Origin of the sequence: Streptomyces sp. NPDC127595 (genome assembly GCF_042671685.1) — a bacterium.
Lineage (GTDB): Bacteria > Actinomycetota > Actinomycetes > Streptomycetales > Streptomycetaceae > Streptomyces.
The window spans coordinates 403,284-419,712 of the sequence record NZ_JBHXWK010000006.1 but is presented as its reverse complement, the minus strand read 5'-3'; the positions used below and the strand labels follow the sequence as shown (position 1 = coordinate 419,712).

Below are 16,429 nucleotides of genomic sequence, written 5' to 3'. Positions count from 1 at the left end.
CGGTGTTCAGCGTGACAGTGAGGATCACGCCGGCCACCCTCGACCATCGAACCCGGCAACCTGGGCGGCGAATCAGCCCAGTCGGGGATCCACCACCCATTCGCCCCTGCGCATCACGCCCTTGAGCTCGAAGGCGGAGTCGAGGATGACAAGGTCGGCGTCCTTGCCGGGCTCCAGGGAGCCCACCTTGTCGTAGAGGCCCAGGAGGCGGGCGGGGTTGGCGGAGAGGGCCGCCACGACGTCCTCGACCGGCAGCCTGTCGACGGTGACCGCTCGCTTGAAGGCGCGGTCCAGCGTGAGTGTGGAGCCCGCGATCGAGCCGCCCTCCACCAGGCGCGCGACGCCTTCCGCGACCTCGACCTCCAGCGGGCCGAGCATGTAGCGGCCGTCGCCGAAGCCGGCCGCGTCCATGGCGTCCGTGATGAACGCGACCCGGTTGGGGCCCGCGTGATGGAACGCCAGCTCCAGGGAGGCGGGGTGGAGGTGCGTGCCGTCGTTGATCAGCTCGACGGTCACGCGGTCGTCCTCGAGCAGGGCCGCGATCGGGCCCGGCGTGCGGTGACCGAGCGCAGGCATCGCGTTGAACAGGTGCGTCGCCACGGTCGCGCCCGCCTCGATGGCCTCGACCGTCTGCTCGTACGTCGCGTCCGTGTGGCCGATCGCCGCGATCACCCCGTGCTCGGCCAGCAGGCGTACGGAGTCGATGCCGCCCGGCAGTTCGGTGGCGAGGGTGACCATCTGGGCGTGGCCGCGCGCCGCGTCGATCAGCTTGCGGACCTCCGCCGGGTCCGGGTCGCGCAGCAGCTTCTCGGAGTGTGCGCCCTTGCGGCACGGCGAGATGAACGGGCCCTCGAAGTGGATGCCCGCGAGGTCGCCCTGCTCCGCCAGCTCCGAGAGCAGCCCGGCGCGCTGGGCGAGGCCGTCCATGTCGCCGGTGACCGTGGAGGCGACGGTCGTGGTGGTGCCGTGCAGGCGGTGGGTGTGGATGCCCTTGAGGACCTCCTCGACCGTGCCGGAGGTGAAGGACGCGCCGCCCCCGCCGTGGTTGTGGAGGTCGACGAACCCGGGAACGAGCCAGTGGCCGGACAGATCGACCGTCTCGGCATCCGCGGGAGCGCTCCCGACGATCCGCGCGCCGTCGACGATCACGCGGCCGCCGTCCACGATCCCGGTGGGCAGTACCACCTGTGCACCGGCGAAAACCTTGCTAGTGGCCATCAGGTAGTTACCTCCGAGAGGTCAGTGGGGTCAATGGGGTCAGCGGGTTCAACAGGGGCAGTGGTGGTCAGGAGGTCCCAGGCCAGCAGTCCGGCGCCGAGGCACCCGGCCGTGTCCCCGAGGGCCGCGGGGACGATGGACGGGAGCTTCTGGAAGGTCACGCGCCGCTCGACCGCGGCCCGCAGCGGTGTGAACAAGGTTTCCCCGGCCTCGGCGAGACCGCCACCGATGATCAGCGTGCGGGGGTCCAGCAGGGTGAGCGCGGTGACGAGCCCGTCGGCGAGCGCGTCGACGGCGTCGAGCCAGACCCGTACGGCCCGCTCGTCACCGGACTCGACGGCCTTCGCGCAGTCCGCCGCCTCCGCGTCCGGGTCCCCGGAGGCCGCCGCCCAGGCCTGGCTGACGGCCGCGGCGGACGCGTACCGCTCCAGACAGCCGCGCTGGCCGCACGGACACGGGGTGCCCCCGGGCCGTACGACGATGTGGCCGATCTCGCCCGCGAAGCCGTGCGCGCCCGCCTCCACGCTGCCGCCGATGCCGATCGCGCCCGCGATGCCGGTGCCGAGCGGCACGAAGAGGAAGCGGTCCGCTCCCCGCCCCGCGCCGATCCGGCCCTCCGCGAGCCCGCCGGTGCGCACGTCGTGCCCGAGCGCCACCGGTACGCCGCCGAGCCGGGTGCCGAGCAGTTCGCGCATGGGTACGTCGCGCCAGCCGAGGTTGGCCGAGTACACCGCCAGTCCGCGCTCGGCGTCGACGATGCCGGGGACGGCGACACCGGCCGCCGCGGCTCCCACGCCGAGGTGCTGCTCGCCGTACGCGTGCAGCTCGGCCGCGAAGCCGAGGATGCCCTCGACGACGGCGTCGGGCCCGCGTTCGCGGCCGGTCGCCCGGCGCGCCTGGTGGAGGAGCTCGCCGTCGGCGCCGACGAGGGCGGCCTTCATCCCGGTGCCGCCCACATCGAGGGCGATGACATGTCTCACGAGGGACAGTGTGGCCCGTCAACCCGGAAGAGGTCTAGTCCACTTACGTGGTGTAGACCTTATGCCGGAATATCGAACGGCGAATCGACACAGGGTTGGGGAAAAAGCGGTGCGGCGGCGTAGGACAGGAATGATCGCGGCGGTGTCCGCACTGGGCATGACAGCCACTCTCGGAGGCTGCGGAAGCTCCGGAAACTCCGAAGACGTGACCTTGAGGCTGGTGGCCGCCGACTACGGCGACTCCGACGCCAACAGCTCGCAGAAGTACTGGGACGCACTGGTCAAGGAGTACGAAGGCGCCCACCCGGGGGTGAAGGTCGAGGTCAGCGTCTACTCCTGGACCGACGTCGACCGCAAGGTCCAGGAGATGGTCGCGGCCGGGGAGGCGCCCGACATGGCGCAGATCGGCGCGTACGCCGACTACGCGGCCAAGGACCAGCTCTACACGGCCGACGAACTGCTCTCCATACCCGTCCAGGCCAACTTCGCCCTCCAACTCACCGACGCGGGCGAGCAGGAACGCGCGCAGTACGGCCTGCCGTTCGCCTCCTCCACCCGGCTGCTCTTCTACAACAAGACCCTCTTCACCCAGTCCGGGCTCACCCCGCCGAAGACCTGGGACGAGCTGGCCTCCGACGCCGAGGTGCTCAAGGCCGCGGACGTGAAGTTCCCGTACGCGCTGCCGCTGGGGCCGGAAGAGGCGCAGGCCGAGACGCTGCAGTGGATGCTGAGCGGCGACGGGGGCTACACCAACAACGTCGGTACGTACTCCATCGACTCCGAGGAGAACGTCAGGACCTTCACCTGGCTCAAGGACGAACTCGTCGGCAAGGGGCTCACCGGGCCCACCGATCCCGCGAAGCTCAACCGGGCGGACGCGTTCGCCGCGTTCACGCGGGGCGAGGTCGGGATGCTCAGCGGGCATCCCACGCTGATGAAGATGGCCGCCGACAAGGGCGTGGAGTTCGGCATGGTGCCGATGCCCGGGGCCGACGGCCAGAGCAAGTCCACGCTGGGTGTCGCCGACTGGATGATGGCCTTCAAGCAGAACGGGCACGCCGAGCAGGTCGGTGACTTCCTCGACTTCGTCTACAGCGACAAGAACGTGCTCGACTTCTCCCGCGAGTACGACCTGCTGCCGGTCACCACCTCCGCGTCCGAGGTCATGGCCGCCGACAGCGGCGACCGGGATCTCGCCCCCTTCCTCGACGAACTCCCCACCGCCGAGCTGTATCCCGTCGGCAAGACCTCCTGGGCCGGTGTCAGCGCCGACCTCAAGGCGAAGATCGGGAAGGCCGTGGAGGCGGGCGGGAGTCCGGCCGGGGTGTTGGGGTCGCTGCAGGCGGAGGCCGACGCGGCGGACAACGAGTCGTAGCGCTGTCAGTGGCCCGGGCTACGGTTCTGTCCATGGAATCCATGGACTCCCGGGGGGAGCTCGGTCCGCGGGAGCGGGGGATCCTCGCCATGGAGCGCCGCGGATTCGAGGGACCCGGGGCGAAGGAGCGGGCGATACGTGAGCAGCTCGGGCTGGCGCCCGTCCGCTACTACCAACTCCTCAACGCCCTGATCGACGATCCGCGGGCCCTTGCCCACGACCCGGTGACGGTGAACCGGCTACGGAGGGTACGGGACGCCCGCCGGGGGGAGCGGTGACTGGGGGAGCGGTGACGGGGGCTGGGGGATGGGTTTTCGCCCCCTCCGCCCCTGCCCGTCCCTTGCTTCCTGGGGGCTGCCGCCCCCAGACCCCCGCTGTCGCGCTGAACGCGCTCGTCCTCAGACGCCGGACGGGCTAGGGGTAGCCCCTCCGGCGTTTGAGGAGCGGGGTCTGGGGCGGAGCCCCAGGGGCAGGGGACGGGCAAGGGCGGAGGGGGCGAAAAAAACACCCCCCACCCCCCGCGCGGATAGGGTCCCCGTATGGCCAGCCACGCGGACCCCCTGCCGACGCCCACCACCCCCGCCGGCCGCGCCGGTCTCGACGCGATTCTCGCCCGGCCGGGCCACGCGGTGATCGGGCTCGACTTCGACGGGACGCTCGCGCCGATCGTCGCGGACCCGGAGCAGGCCCGCGCCCACCCGGACGCGGTCCCCGCACTGGCGACCCTCGCCCCGAAGGTCGCCTCGGTGGCGGTCGTGACCGGCCGCCCGGCCGCCGTCGCGGTAGAGCACGGCGGCTTCGCGGGCGTGCCGGGACTGGAGCACCTGGTCGTGCTCGGGCACTACGGCGCGGAGCGCTGGGACGCCCGGACCGGCACGGTCAGCGCACCGCCCCCGCACCCCGGCGTCGCCGCCGTCCGCGCCGAGCTGCCCGGCTTCCTCGACACGGCCGGCGCCTGGAAGGGCACCTGGACCGAGGAGAAGGGCCGGGCGGTCGCCGTACACACCCGGCGCGCGGCGGACCCGCAGGCGGCGTTCGAGGCCCTGCGCGAGCCCCTCACCGAGCTGGCGGGCCGGCACGGCCTGATCGTCGAGCCGGGGCGCATGGTCCTGGAGCTGCGCCCGCCGGGGATGGACAAGGGCGTCGCCCTGCTCGCACATGTGCGGGAGACCGGCGCGGAGGCCGTCCTCTACGCCGGTGACGACCTCGGTGACCTCCCGGCCTTCGCCGCCGTCGACAAACTCCGCGCCGACGGCATCCCGGGCCTCCTGGTGTGCAGCGGCAGCGCGGAGGTCGCGGAACTGGCGGAGCGGGCCGACCTGGTGGTGGACGGCCCGGCAGGCGTCGTACAGCTGCTGAGGTCACTGGCGCAGAGGCTCACGGAGTAGCTCCGCCTGGCTGCGGCGCCGTCAGGGGCGCGGGGAACTGCGCGACCAGCCACAGCGGCCCGCAGCCACAGCGGCCCCGCAGCTACAGCGGCCCCGCAGCTACAGCGGCCCCGCAGCTACAGCGGCCCCTCAGCCCCAGCGGCCCTCAGCCCCAGCGGCCCTCAGCCCCAGCGGCCCTCAGCCACAGCGGCCCCGCAGCCAAGGGACAACCCCTCAGCCAAGGGACAACCCTTCAGCCAAACGACAACCCCTCAGCCCTCCAACTCCCGCAGCTGCTCAAGGAACCACTGCGCCGGAGGCAGCGCCGTGGCCGCCGCGGCGAGTCGCTTGGTGCGCTCGGCCCGTTCACCGGCGCCCATCGACAAGGCCTCGTGCAGCGCCCGCGCCGTGCCGACCACGTCGTACGGGTTCACCACGATCGCGTCCTCGCCCAGCTCCTCGTACGCCCCCGCCTCCCGGGACAGCACCAGCGCGCACCCCTCGTCGGAGACGACCGGCACCTCCTTGGCGACGAGGTTCATGCCGTCCCGGATCGGGTTGACGAGGGCCACGTCGGCGAGGCGGTACGCGGCGAGGGAGCGGGCGAAGTCGTCCTTGACGTGGAGCACGACCGGGGTCCAAGTAGGCGTGCCGTACGTGGAGTTGATGTCGTCGGCGACCCGCTGCACCTCGGCCGTGTAGTCGCGGTACACCGCGAGGTCCTGGCGGGAGGGGTAGGCGAAGGCGACGTGCACGACCCGCTCGCGCCAGGACGGCTGGTCCTCCAGGAGCTGCCGGTAGGCCAGCAGTCCGCGCACGATGTTCTTCGACAGCTCGGTGCGGTCGACCCGCACGATCGCCTTCCGGCCCGCGCCGATCTGCTCACGCAGGGTGGCCATACGGTCGGCGACATCCGCCTCGTGCGAGCGCTTGCGCAGGAAGTCCGCGTCCGCGCCGAGCCCGTGCACACCGACACGGGTGTCACCGAGGCCGCCGACCAGCTCCTCGGCGCACGCGGTGAACGCGGACGCCCAGCGGTGGGTGAGGAAGCCGAGCCGGTCCGCGCCGAGCATGCCGCGCAGCACCTGCTCGGCGATGTCGTCGGGGAGCATGCGGAAGTAGTCGACCGGCGCCCACGGCGTGTGCGAGAAGTGCCCGATCCGCAGGTCGGGGCGGAGCTCCCGCAGCATGCCGGGGACCAGGGTCAGGTGGTAGTCCTGTACGACCACCACGGCGCCCTCGGCCGCCTCGTCCGCCAGCGCCTGCGCGAACGCCCTGTTGTAGGCCTCGTACGACGCCCACTGGCGCCGGAATTCGCTGTCGAAGACCGGCTCCAGCGGCGTCTGGTACAGCATGTGGTGGACGAACCACAGCACGGAGTTCGCGATGCCGTTGTAGGCGTCCGCGTGCACCTCGGCGTCGATGTCCAGCATCCGTACGCCGTCCTCGCCGACCCCGCGCCGTACCGCCTCGCGGTCCCCGTCGCCGAGCGCCGAGCACACCCACAGGGCGCCCGCGTCCGGGCCGATCGCCGACAGGCCCGAGACCAGGCCGCCGCCGCCGCGCCTGGCCCGGAGCTCGCCGTCCTCGCGCACGTCGTAGGAGACCGGGCCGCGGTTGGACGCGACGAGGATCCGGTGGGAGCCCTGCGGGGATGCCATGGAAGCAGCAGTCGAAGCCGTGGAAGCCATACGCGTCAATCTAGCCCGGCCCGGAAACGCTCAAACGTACGGACGGGGTACTGCGCAGACGTATACAGCCGCCGGATTACGCCGCTTTGCGCTGCTGATACTCCGAGATTTCCGCCATCGGAGGGCGCTCCTCCGTATCGACGGAGTACGTACGCGGCTCGAAACCGGACTCGCCCCGTTCGAACTGGGTGATGGCCGGCCGGATGAGGTGGCCGCGGGCGAGCCGGAGCTGTGCGGTGCGGTAGATCGCGGCGGACATCCGGCCCAGCGCCTGGCCGTCCTGGTGCCGGTGCTTGCGGACCCCGACGTCGACCTGGGCGAGCGCGTCCAGGCCCACCAGGTGCAGTGCGTCGACGAGCATGCCGAGCTCCACGCCGTATCCGACGGGGAACGGGAGCTGTTCGAGGAGGGTGCGGCGGGCCGCGTACTCACCGCCGAGCGGCTGGACGAAGCCGGCCAGCTGCGGCCAGTGCATGTTCAGCAGCGGGCGGGCCATCAGTTCGGTGACACGGCCACCCTGCCCGGCCGCGGTTCTGCCGGAGGTGGGCTCACCCGGCAGGTTCAGCGGGCGGTCGTACATCGCCTTGACCAGGTCCACGCCCGGATCGGTAAGCAGCGGTCCCACGATCCCCAGGACGAAGTCCGACGAGAACTCCTTGAGGTCCGCGTCGATGAAACAGACGATGTCACCGCTCGTCACGAGGAGTGACCGCCACAGGACCTCGCCCTTGCCGGGCACGGCCGGGATGCGGGGAAGTATGTCGTCCCGGTGAACTACTCGGGCGCCGGCGGCGGCGGCGACCTCGGAGGTGCGGTCCGTCGAGCCCGAGTCGATGACGACGATCTCGTCGACGAGAGGCGCTTTGCGGGTCATGAGGTCGCGGCGGATGATGGAGACGATCTCACCGACCGTGGCTTCCTCGTTGAGCGCGGGCAGGACCACGCTCACCGTGGCGTTGGTGGATCGCTTGGCGGCTATGAGCTTCTTGAGCGGCCGGTCGGTAACGGACCAGGAGCGCGTGCTCAGCCAGCGCTCGACGTCTTCAAGCACGTGCGGCTCTCCCTTGCGTTCATTGGGATGCGTGTGCCCGTCGCCGCGGCAGCGGTTGGTGTGTCGCTGGCATCTCGCGGTTCGGACGGCTCTCTCCACCATCCAGGCCTTCGGTTACAGTCTTGAACAACGCTGATGACCATCGCATGTCGGGGGTCGCTCGGCGCACAACTGAATACCGCTCATCCAGAGGGGCAGAGGGATACGGCCCGATGAAGCCCCGGCAACCCTCCAGCTGGTTCCTGTCACATCGACGTGGCGAGGCTCCCGGCTCGGGAAGGTGCCAAATCCGTCTCACGGCGAAGTGCGTCGTGAGGAAGATGAGGAGAAAGGGCCTCGCCTCCATGGCTGCGCAGACAGTTGCAAGCACCACTGCAAACACCACGAACACCGTGACCTCCACCGACGCCGGAAAGTCCACGGACTCCGGGCAGTCCGCCGAAGCCGCGAACACCGTCGATCTGGGCCCCGCCGCCGCGCTTTCCTGCCGCGAGTGCGGACACCGGGTGCCCCTCGGCCCGGTCTTCGCCTGCGAGGAGTGTTTCGGGCCGCTGGAGATCGCGTACGACTTCTCGGCCTACGAGACCGAGGACCTCCGCAAGCGCATCGAAGCGGGCCCCGCGAACATCTGGCGTTACGCGCCGCTCCTGCCGGTACCGGCGGACGTCGCCGAGAAGCCGAACATCAACCCCGGCTGGACCAAGCTCGTCAAGGCCGACAACCTGGCCCGCGCGCTGGGCGTCACCCCCGGCAAGCTCTTCGTCAAGGACGACTCCGGCAACCCGACGCACTCCTTCAAGGACCGCGTCGTCGCCCAGGCCATCGAGGCCGCCCGCGCCTTCGGCTTCACCACCCTCTCCTGCTCCTCCACCGGCAACCTCGCCGGCGCCGTGGGCGCCGCCGCGGCCCGCGCCGGCTTCCGCTCCTGCGTCTTCATCCCGCACGACCTGGAGCAGGGCAAGATCGTCATGGCCGCGGTGTACGGCGGCGAGCTCGTCGGTATCGAGGGCAACTACGACGACGTGAACCGTTTCTGCTCCGAGCTGATCGGCGACCCGGCCGGCGAGGGCTGGGGCTTCGTCAACGTCAATCTGCGGCCGTACTACGCGGAGGGCTCGAAGACCCTCGCGTACGAGATCTGCGAGCAGCTCGGCTGGCAGCTTCCCGACCAGCTGGTCGTGCCGATCGCCTCCGGCTCCCAGCTCACGAAGATCGACAAGGGGCTGCAGGAGCTGATCAAGCTCGGGCTCGTCGAGGACAAGCCGTACAAGATCTTCGGTGCCCAGGCCGAGGGCTGCTCGCCGGTGTCGGTGGCCTACAAGGCCGGCCACGACGTCGTACGGCCCCAGAAGCCGAACACCATCGCCAAGTCGCTCGCCATCGGCAACCCGGCCGACGGGCCGTACGTGCTCGACATCGCGCGGCGCACCGGCGGCGCGGTGGAGGACGTCAACGACGAGCAGATCGTCGACGCGATCAAGCTCCTCGCGCAGACGGAGGGCATCTTCGCCGAGACCGCGGGTGGCGTGACGGTGGGTGTGGCGAAGAAGCTGATCGAGAACGGTCTGCTGGATCCGACCCTCACCACCGTCGTCCTCAACACCGGCGACGGCCTCAAGACCCTGGACGCGGTGGCCTCGGACACCGGGCTCACCGCGACCATCCGCCCGAACCTGGACTCCTTCCGAGAGGCTGGCCTCGCGTCATGAGCGGTTGCGCTCCGCTGGGAGGCCGTATCAGCCGCGGGCCGGTGGGGGCTGGTCGCGCCCACCCGGCGGTAGCCGCAAATTCAACGCTGCCCCGCGCCCCCAAGCCCGTAACCCCGACCGGAGGTCAATCGTGAGCGTCAACGTCCGCATCCCCACCATCCTGCGCACCTACACCGGCGGCAAGGCCGAGGTGAGCGCCGAGGGCGGCACCCTCGGCGAGGTGATCGCCGACCTGGAGCAGAACCACACCGGCATCGCCGCGCGCGTCCTGGACGACCAGGGCAAGCTGCGCCGCTTCGTCAACGTGTACGTCAACGACGACGACGTCCGCTTCGAGCAGGGCCTGGAGACGGCGACGCCGGACGGCGCGGGCGTCTCGATCATCCCGGCCGTCGCCGGCGGCTGACCGTCATCCGCTGTCACTTACGGTGATTGCGATTACCTTGGGTAATGGCGGTCACCGAGAGTTCATTGAATTGCCCCCTCCGTGAGAGAAGCGGAGGGGGCAATTCTGTATGGTTGAGCGCGGTACAGTTGGGGAAGCTGCTTCGCTTTCGAGTTGGTTTCATGCCGGGCGCATATGAGTCCTTGCCCGCTGCGCGACAAGAAGTAGCCAAAGTGCCCCGTCTTTTTGAGCCGTTTATGGCATTTACGGGGCCCGACTTGCCCTGAATCTTTGTGAATTCTCCGCATATTCCCGATCGGTCGTGCTCAGAATTCTCGTCCGATTGACCTGTTGCAGAGGGCAGTTGGACAGATACATTCAGCCGCGGTCGACGCGTTCCGGCGCACACCCCCAATCCTTGGGGGGTGAGGTCTGACCCGGGCCCGCGAAGTGCGGTCCTGTGCAAGGGCCAGTAATAGGGGAGTTAGGCATGGCTCAGGGCACCGTCAAGTGGTTCAACGCGGAGAAGGGGTACGGCTTCATCGCGGTCGACGGTGGTGCGGATGTATTCGTCCACTACAGCGCGATTCAGATGGACGGCTACCGCACCCTTGAAGAGGGCCAGCGGGTCGAGTTCGAGATCTCGCAGGGCCAGAAGGGGCCGCAGGCGGACATGGTCCGGCTGGCGACCAGCTGAAGCACGCGCCGACTGATAGTTCTGTTCGACGTGACGAAGGGCTCGTATCCCCAGCAGGGGGTGCGGGCCCTTCGGTCTGCCCGACCGTCTGCCCGCGTGCCCCTCAGGCTGTCTTCGCGCCGTGCGCGCCCCCTGCTTCACCTGGGGATCTTCCGGAGCCGCTTGCACTCGGTAGGGGCGAGTGCTAATCATTGGCGTTAGCACTCTGAAGGTGAGAGTGACAACTATGGACCGGGTCAGTGAGGCCCGCAGGCCAGGTGGGGCAAGGAACCACAAGGCAGGCAGGCCGTCCGTCGCGGGCGCGGGCGCGGTCCGGAGCAATCCACCCCAGTCCGGGAGGACCACTTCACATGGCCAAGATCATCGCGTTCGACGAGGAGGCACGGCGCGGTCTCGAGCGCGGGATGAACCAGCTCGCCGACGCCGTCAAGGTCACCCTTGGCCCCAAGGGCCGCAACGTCGTCCTCGAGAAGAAGTGGGGCGCCCCCACGATCACCAACGATGGTGTTTCCATCGCCAAGGAGATCGAGCTCGAGGACCCGTACGAGAAGATCGGCGCTGAGCTGGTCAAGGAAGTCGCCAAGAAGACGGACGACGTCGCCGGCGACGGTACGACCACCGCGACCGTTCTGGCGCAGGCGCTGGTCCGCGAGGGCCTTCGCAACGTAGCCGCGGGTGCCAACCCGATGGCCCTCAAGCGTGGTATCGAGAAGGCCGTCGAGGCCGTCTCCGGTGCCCTGCTCGAGCAGGCCAAGGATGTCGAGACCAAGGAGCAGATCGCCTCCACGGCCTCCATCTCCGCCGCCGACACCCAGATCGGCGAGCTCATCGCCGAGGCGATGGACAAGGTCGGCAAGGAAGGCGTCATCACCGTCGAGGAGTCCCAGACCTTCGGTCTGGAGCTGGAGCTCACCGAGGGTATGCGCTTCGACAAGGGCTACATCTCGGCGTACTTCGCCACCGACATGGAGCGTATGGAGGCCGTCCTCGACGACCCCTACATCCTGATCGCCAACTCGAAGATCGCCAACGTCAAGGACCTGCTCCCGCTCCTGGAGAAGGTCATGCAGTCGGGCAAGCCGCTGCTGATCATCGCCGAGGACGTCGAGGGCGAGGCTCTGTCGACGCTGGTCGTCAACAAGATCCGTGGCACCTTCAAGTCCGTCGCCGTCAAGGCTCCGGGCTTCGGTGACCGCCGCAAGGCGATGCTCACCGACATCGCCGTCCTCACGGGTGGCGAGGTCATCTCCGAGGAGGTCGGCCTCAAGCTGGAGAACGCGACCGTCGACCTGCTCGGCCGCGCCCGCAAGGTCGTCATCACCAAGGACGAGACGACGATCGTCGACGGCTCCGGCTCTGCCGACCAGGTCGCCGGCCGGGTCAACCAGATCCGTGCCGAGATCGAGAACTCCGACTCGGACTACGACCGCGAGAAGCTCCAGGAGCGCCTGGCGAAGCTCGCGGGCGGCGTGGCCGTCATCAAGGCCGGTGCCGCCACCGAGGTCGAGCTCAAGGAGCGCAAGCACCGCATCGAGGACGCCGTTCGCAACGCGAAGGCGGCCGTCGAGGAGGGCATCGTCGCCGGTGGTGGCGTGGCCCTCATCCAGGCTTCCTCGGTCTTCGAGAAGCTGGAGCTCACGGGTGACGAGGCGACCGGCGCCAACGCCGTGCGGCTCGCCCTGGAGGCCCCGCTCAAGCAGATCGCCGTCAACGGCGGTCTCGAGGGTGGCGTCATCGTCGAGAAGGTGCGCAACCTGCCCGTCGGTCACGGCCTGAACGCCGCGACCGGTGAGTACGTCGACATGATCGCCGAAGGCATCATCGACCCGGCGAAGGTCACGCGCTCTGCCCTGCAGAATGCCGCGTCCATCGCCGCGCTGTTCCTCACCACCGAGGCCGTCATCGCCGACAAGCCGGAGAAGGCCGCTGCCGGCGGCGCTCCGGGCGGCATGCCGGGCGGTGACATGGACTTCTGATCGACCTCGGCTCCGGCCACGGTTGATCACCGTCCTTCGTACCGAGGGCGGCACCCCTTCTCCCAGGGGGTGCCGCCCTCGGGCGTTTTCGGGGTCGGGGTCGCCCCGTCAGGTGTCCTGGATCACGCGGCGGGTGTGCGGAGGCCGGAATGCCCTGACGGGTGAGGCCGTTGGAGTTCCTGACAGGAACTAATGCGCGTGCACATATCCATCACATGTACCTATGCATGAGCATCCGGCCGCCTGTCAGTCGTCCGACCGACCTCTCCCCACAGGAGCCCTCACGTGACCACCGCCCCCTCCCGCGCGGCCCAGATCCTCTCCCGCCCCGTCTCCCTCAACGGCCTGACCGTCCCGAACCGGATCGTCATGGCGCCGATGACCCGCCAGTTCTCCCCGGGCGGCATCCCCGGCGCGGACGTGGCGTCGTACTACGCCCGCCGCGCCGCCGCGGGCGTGGGCCTCATCGTCACCGAGGGCACCTACGTCGGCCACGACTCGGCCGGGCAGAGCGACAGCATCCCCCGTTTCCACGGCGAGGAGCAGCTGGCAGGCTGGGCGAAGGTCGCCGAGGCCGTGCACGCGGCGGGCGGGAAGATCGTGCCGCAGCTCTGGCACATCGGCATGGTCCGCAGCGCCGGCGACCCGCCGTTCGCGGACGCCCCCGCGGTCGGCCCGTCCGGCCTGCGGCTCGACGGCACGGCGGGTGCGGGAAAGGAGATGACCCAGGCCGACCTGGACGAGGTCGTCGCCGCGTTCGCCGAGGCCGCGGCCGCCGCCGAGCGGATCGGCTTCGACGGGGTCGAACTGCACGGCGCGCACGGCTACCTGATCGACCAGTTCCTGTGGGAGGGCACCAACCGCCGCACCGACGCGTACGGCGGTGACCTGGTCGCCCGTACGAAGTTCGCGACCGAGATCGTCGCCGCGGTCCGCGCCGCGGTCTCCCCCTCCTTCCCCATCGTCTTCCGCTACTCGCAGTGGAAGCAGGAGGCCTACGACGCCCGCCTCGCGGAGACGCCCGAGGAGCTCGGCGCCCTGCTGACCCCGCTCGCCGAGGCCGGAGTCGACGTCTTCCACGCCTCCACGCGCCGCTACTGGCTCCCGGAGTTCGAGGGCTCCGACCTCAACCTGGCGGGCTGGACGAAGAAGCTGACCGGGAAGCCCACCATCACCGTCGGCTCGGTCGGCCTCGACGGCGACGTCATCAGCTCCTTCGCGGGCGAGGGCGCCCAGACAACGGACCTCGACAACCTTCTTGACCGCCTGGACCGCGACGAGTTCGACCTCGTAGCGGTCGGCCGCGCCCTCCTCCAGGACCCGGAGTGGGCGGCGAAGGTGCTGGACGGCCGCCACGACGAGCTGGCGGCGTACAACCCGGCGTCACTGAAGTCCTTGAGCTAAGCCCCCCCCGGCTCCGCTCGTAGTTCCTGTACGCCGAGGGCGGCACCCTTCTTCCGAGGGGTGCCGCCCTCGGCGTACAGGGGGGCGGGTCAGGTGCTGCGACCGACTTTCAGCACGTGGATGGTGACGGTGGTGCCGTCCGGCCGGTACAGCACCCGCCAGGTGCCGATGTGCAGCCGGTAGTAGCCCGAAGCGCCCAGGGCGCGCGAGCTCCTTCCGGACGCGGGTCGTCGGCAAGTGCGCGTACTGCCGCAGTAGCCGCCTTGGCACCCACGGGGTCGACGATGGGGTCGACGATGCGGAGCCGTCGGAACTCGTCCATGGCGTGCCGCTCCCACACCACTGCGTAAGTCACGAAGCAGCCTCCCGGCGGTCCTCTTCCTCCAGCTGCGCCATGAACTCGTCATGAGACATGGATGGGCCGGATGGAGCCGCCTTACGAGCCTGTGCTTCAGCGATGTCCGCCTTGTCGCGCAGCATCTGCGGGCGGTGGTCAGTGGCTACGCGCGGCCTTTCTCGTCGGTCGACCATCGCCGCACGGGCCGCGGCCGCGTGGGCGTGGACTGCGGAGGTCGGCAGAGGGGCGCTGTGCCGGGGCGGGGCGGCCTCGCCCCGGCACGCGCCGCAGACGCCGCCCGGCAGGGCCTCCGGGCGGCCCGGGGCACCGCACTTCGCGCACTCCAGTACCCGGAGGGGTGGCCGTGGGGCCGGGGCGGGTTCGGGCGGGAGCTTGGACGTCAGGCGGGTGCGGATGAGGGCCGCCGGGCTGTGGACCGGGGTCGGGAGCCCTGCGGTCAGGGCCTGGAGCACGTGTTCGTCGGTGGCTCCCCTCGCGAACCACTCCGTCAGCAGGGGCGCGAGATCCGCGCAGGACGCGGCCGACAGGGACAGGGCCGGGGTCGTGCGGCCCAGCGCCGCCAGCAGGATGTACGCGCGTGAACGGGTGGGGCCCGGTTTGCCCGGCGACTCCTGAGGTGCGTCGCCCCGCGTGAACGCCGCCCACCAGTCGTCGTCCCGCGCCGTCCGCGAGAACCACGTTCGGGTGATCCAGCGCGGGCTGCCCGAGTCGGCCAGGTGTTCGCGGCCCCGGCGCAAGTGCCCTGCCCGTTGAAGGTTGTTGAGGGCCGTGCGCAGGGCGCATTGGCCGTACGGGAGTGTCTTGGCCAGCGTCTTTACGGAGATGTCGGCGCCGCCGGGGAGGCGGTCGATGTACGCGGCGACCGCTGCCTCGCGGGGCGGCAGGTGCGCGAAGTCGTGCGCGGTGCGGGGGAGTTGGCCCGGGGCGTCGCGTTTTCCGTAACCCGGGTTGGCCATGGGGTGCGGGAGTGCGTGCGCGGGCAGGAAGGCAGGACTAAGCTTGGCGGCAGCCATGGGATCGACTCTCATTCGATCTTGTTGGTCAAGCCCCCGCAGGTGTTGCTAGCACCTGGCGGGGGCTGTTTGCGTATTTGGGCACGCTAAGCCCTTGTGACTGTCCGTGGCAAACCGGTCGCGCCAAGTCAACTCGCGGGGTGGGAGGGCGGGTTGGGGCCCGCCTCCCATTCCATACAAAGAGGGCTCGGATCTGGGGACTTGAGCTTCGGGAGGGCTTCATTTTCTGGACTTGTAAGTCCAATTTTGTCGTCGCACAGTGGCACTCCGCCCTGGGCCGTGCAGTCGTCCAGCCGTCCAGGGTTCATGGTGGATGGCCGAGCAATGGAGTGGATCATGACGATGCGGCTTGAGGGCAGGACCGCCCTGGTGACCGGGGCAACCAGCAATATCGGGCGGGCGATCGCGGAGGCGTTCTCCGCCGAGGGGGCGTACGTCGTCGTCTCGGGCCGTAGCGCCGAGCGCGGCAAGGAAGTCGTCGACGGGATCCGCGCACGCGGCGGCCGCGCCGACTTCGTGCGGGCCGAGCTGGACGGCAGCGCCGCCGCCTCGCAGGCGCTGGCCCAGGAGGCGACGCTGGTCCTCGGCGGCCGTATCGACGTACTGGTCAACAACGCCGGTATCTTCCCCGGCGACCCGACCGCTGCGACCGACGAGAAGACCTTCGACCGGGTCTACGCGGTCAATGTGAAGGCCCCCTTCTTCCTGACCGCGACCGTCGCCCCCGCCATGGTGGAGGCCGGCGGCGGAGCGATCATCAATCTCGGCTCCTGGGTCACACGCCTGGGCATCCCGATCGGCGCCCTCTACAGCTCCACCAAGGGAGCGGTGGAGACCCTGACCCGGGCCTGGGCGGCGGAGTTCGGGCCGCAGGGTGTCCGGGTGAACGCGATCTCCCCGGGTGTTGTGCACACGCCCGTCCCCGGAGAGATCCACCCCGCCGAGGTCATGATGAAGGGCACCCCCGCGGGCCGGACGGGAACCCCTGACGCCGTCGCGAACGCCGCCGTCTATCTGGCCGGCGACGAGTCGGCCTTCGTGCACGGCATCGTCCTCGACGTCGACGGAGGCCGCACCAACGTCGCCGTCCTCGCCGGCTGACACCTGGTGCTTACCTGAGCCGAGCCCTGGCGCCGGAGGGCTCGCACACCCGGCGCCGGGTCAGGGCGCGGTGGAGCCCGGGCGGCGCCGGTAAGGCCGCGGTG

Annotated in this window: 14 protein-coding genes, 1 pseudogene and 1 riboswitch; of the genes and pseudogenes, 9 read left to right on the top strand and 6 right to left on the bottom strand. The window is 70.1% G+C overall.

All coding sequences use genetic code 11. The annotated features are described in order from the left end of the window. Positions 1-72 precede the first annotated feature (72 nt). Together nagA and ACFVKT_RS21795 are read right to left on the bottom strand one after the other, a co-directional pair. Positions 73-1,218, bottom strand: a complete 1,146-nt coding sequence (gene nagA, locus ACFVKT_RS21800) for an N-acetylglucosamine-6-phosphate deacetylase (protein ID WP_385733870.1) — start codon at positions 1,216-1,218, stop codon at positions 73-75. Further along, positions 1,218-2,198: an ROK family protein gene (locus tag ACFVKT_RS21795; RefSeq protein ID WP_385733868.1), complete on the bottom strand. Its 981-nt coding sequence runs from the start codon at positions 2,196-2,198 to the stop codon at positions 1,218-1,220. Before ACFVKT_RS21795 ends, nagA begins: the two co-directional genes overlap by 1 nt. 130 nt (positions 2,199-2,328) lie before the next feature. On the opposite strand from ACFVKT_RS21795, the gene ACFVKT_RS21790 reads away from it, so the two are divergent. From ACFVKT_RS21790 to otsB, 3 genes are all read left to right on the top strand, one after another. Next, complete coding sequence (locus ACFVKT_RS21790; protein WP_385733866.1) at positions 2,329-3,573, top strand: ABC transporter substrate-binding protein; 1,245 nt, start codon at positions 2,329-2,331, stop codon at positions 3,571-3,573. 32 nt (positions 3,574-3,605) lie between these two features. Beyond that, the gene (locus ACFVKT_RS21785; RefSeq protein ID WP_385733864.1) at positions 3,606-3,851 is read left to right on the top strand and encodes a DUF3263 domain-containing protein; all 246 of its coding nucleotides are present in this window, start codon (positions 3,606-3,608) and stop codon (positions 3,849-3,851) included. A gap of 261 nt (positions 3,852-4,112) precedes the next feature. After that, complete coding sequence (otsB, locus tag ACFVKT_RS21780; RefSeq protein ID WP_385733862.1) at positions 4,113-4,961, top strand: trehalose-phosphatase; 849 nt, start codon at positions 4,113-4,115, stop codon at positions 4,959-4,961. Between the two features lie 251 nt (positions 4,962-5,212). Here the strand turns inward: otsB and ACFVKT_RS21775 are convergent, their stop codons facing one another. Both ACFVKT_RS21775 and ACFVKT_RS21770 read right to left on the bottom strand, forming a co-directional pair. After that, positions 5,213-6,601 carry a trehalose-6-phosphate synthase gene (locus tag ACFVKT_RS21775; RefSeq protein ID WP_385734227.1) on the bottom strand — a complete coding sequence of 463 codons (1,389 nt, stop codon included), beginning with the start codon at positions 6,599-6,601 and terminating at the stop codon, positions 5,213-5,215. 106 nt (positions 6,602-6,707) lie between these two features. Continuing rightward, entirely contained in the window at positions 6,708-7,682 is a 975-nt protein-coding gene (locus ACFVKT_RS21770) for a glucosyl-3-phosphoglycerate synthase (RefSeq protein ID WP_385733860.1), read from the bottom strand. A 179-nt stretch (positions 7,683-7,861) separates the two neighbouring features. Continuing rightward, positions 7,862-8,009: riboswitch (SAM riboswitch) on the top strand. Between the two features lie 17 nt (positions 8,010-8,026). Between ACFVKT_RS21770 and thrC the strand changes: the two genes are divergently transcribed. The 5 genes from thrC (at position 8,027) to ACFVKT_RS21745 (ending at position 13,853) form a co-directional block, all read left to right on the top strand. Beyond that, on the top strand, positions 8,027-9,391 hold the full coding sequence (thrC, locus tag ACFVKT_RS21765; protein ID WP_385733858.1) for a threonine synthase: 1,365 nt from the start codon (positions 8,027-8,029) through the stop codon (positions 9,389-9,391). 130 nt (positions 9,392-9,521) lie between these two features. Next, on the top strand, positions 9,522-9,797 hold the full coding sequence (locus tag ACFVKT_RS21760) for a MoaD/ThiS family protein (RefSeq protein ID WP_365432654.1): 276 nt from the start codon (positions 9,522-9,524) through the stop codon (positions 9,795-9,797). 469 nt (positions 9,798-10,266) lie between these two features. Next, positions 10,267-10,473: a cold-shock protein gene (locus ACFVKT_RS21755; protein ID WP_164304865.1), complete on the top strand. Its 207-nt coding sequence runs from the start codon at positions 10,267-10,269 to the stop codon at positions 10,471-10,473. 350 nt (positions 10,474-10,823) lie between these two features. Continuing rightward, complete coding sequence (gene groL, locus ACFVKT_RS21750) at positions 10,824-12,449, top strand: chaperonin GroEL (RefSeq protein WP_385733856.1); 1,626 nt, start codon at positions 10,824-10,826, stop codon at positions 12,447-12,449. 285 nt (positions 12,450-12,734) lie between these two features. Beyond that, positions 12,735-13,853: an NADH:flavin oxidoreductase gene (locus ACFVKT_RS21745; protein ID WP_385733854.1), complete on the top strand. Its 1,119-nt coding sequence runs from the start codon at positions 12,735-12,737 to the stop codon at positions 13,851-13,853. An 89-nt stretch (positions 13,854-13,942) separates the two neighbouring features. Here ACFVKT_RS21745 and ACFVKT_RS21740 read toward each other — a convergent pair whose 3' ends face one another. Continuing rightward, positions 13,943-14,260: a type II toxin-antitoxin system RelE/ParE family toxin gene (locus ACFVKT_RS21740; protein ID WP_385733852.1), complete on the bottom strand. Its 318-nt coding sequence runs from the start codon at positions 14,258-14,260 to the stop codon at positions 13,943-13,945. Positions 14,261-14,363: 103 nt separating this feature from the next. Then, positions 14,364-15,167, bottom strand: a pseudogene (locus tag ACFVKT_RS21735) (hypothetical protein); the annotation flags it as partial. A gap of 393 nt (positions 15,168-15,560) precedes the next feature. Between ACFVKT_RS21735 and ACFVKT_RS21730 the strand changes: the two are divergent. Continuing rightward, positions 15,561-16,325 carry an SDR family NAD(P)-dependent oxidoreductase gene (locus ACFVKT_RS21730; RefSeq protein ID WP_385733850.1) on the top strand — a complete coding sequence of 255 codons (765 nt, stop codon included), beginning with the start codon at positions 15,561-15,563 and terminating at the stop codon, positions 16,323-16,325. Positions 16,326-16,429 lie beyond the last annotated feature (104 nt).

Coding starts and splice junctions, on each gene's coding strand:
- nagA (WP_385733870.1), bottom strand. CDS start 1,218: ATGGCCACTAGCAAGGTTTTCGCCGGTGCACAGGTGGTACTGCCCACC.
- ACFVKT_RS21730 (WP_385733850.1), top strand. CDS start 15,561: ATGACGATGCGGCTTGAGGGCAGGACCGCCCTGGTGACCGGGGCAACC.
- ACFVKT_RS21790 (WP_385733866.1), top strand. CDS start 2,329: ATGATCGCGGCGGTGTCCGCACTGGGCATGACAGCCACTCTCGGAGGC.
- ACFVKT_RS21785 (WP_385733864.1), top strand. CDS start 3,606: ATGGAATCCATGGACTCCCGGGGGGAGCTCGGTCCGCGGGAGCGGGGG.
- otsB (WP_385733862.1), top strand. CDS start 4,113: ATGGCCAGCCACGCGGACCCCCTGCCGACGCCCACCACCCCCGCCGGC.
- ACFVKT_RS21740 (WP_385733852.1), bottom strand. CDS start 14,260: ATGACGAGTTCATGGCGCAGCTGGAGGAAGAGGACCGCCGGGAGGCTG.
- ACFVKT_RS21775 (WP_385734227.1), bottom strand. CDS start 6,601: ATGGCATCCCCGCAGGGCTCCCACCGGATCCTCGTCGCGTCCAACCGC.
- groL (WP_385733856.1), top strand. CDS start 10,824: ATGGCCAAGATCATCGCGTTCGACGAGGAGGCACGGCGCGGTCTCGAG.
- ACFVKT_RS21755 (WP_164304865.1), top strand. CDS start 10,267: ATGGCTCAGGGCACCGTCAAGTGGTTCAACGCGGAGAAGGGGTACGGC.
- thrC (WP_385733858.1), top strand. CDS start 8,027: ATGGCTGCGCAGACAGTTGCAAGCACCACTGCAAACACCACGAACACC.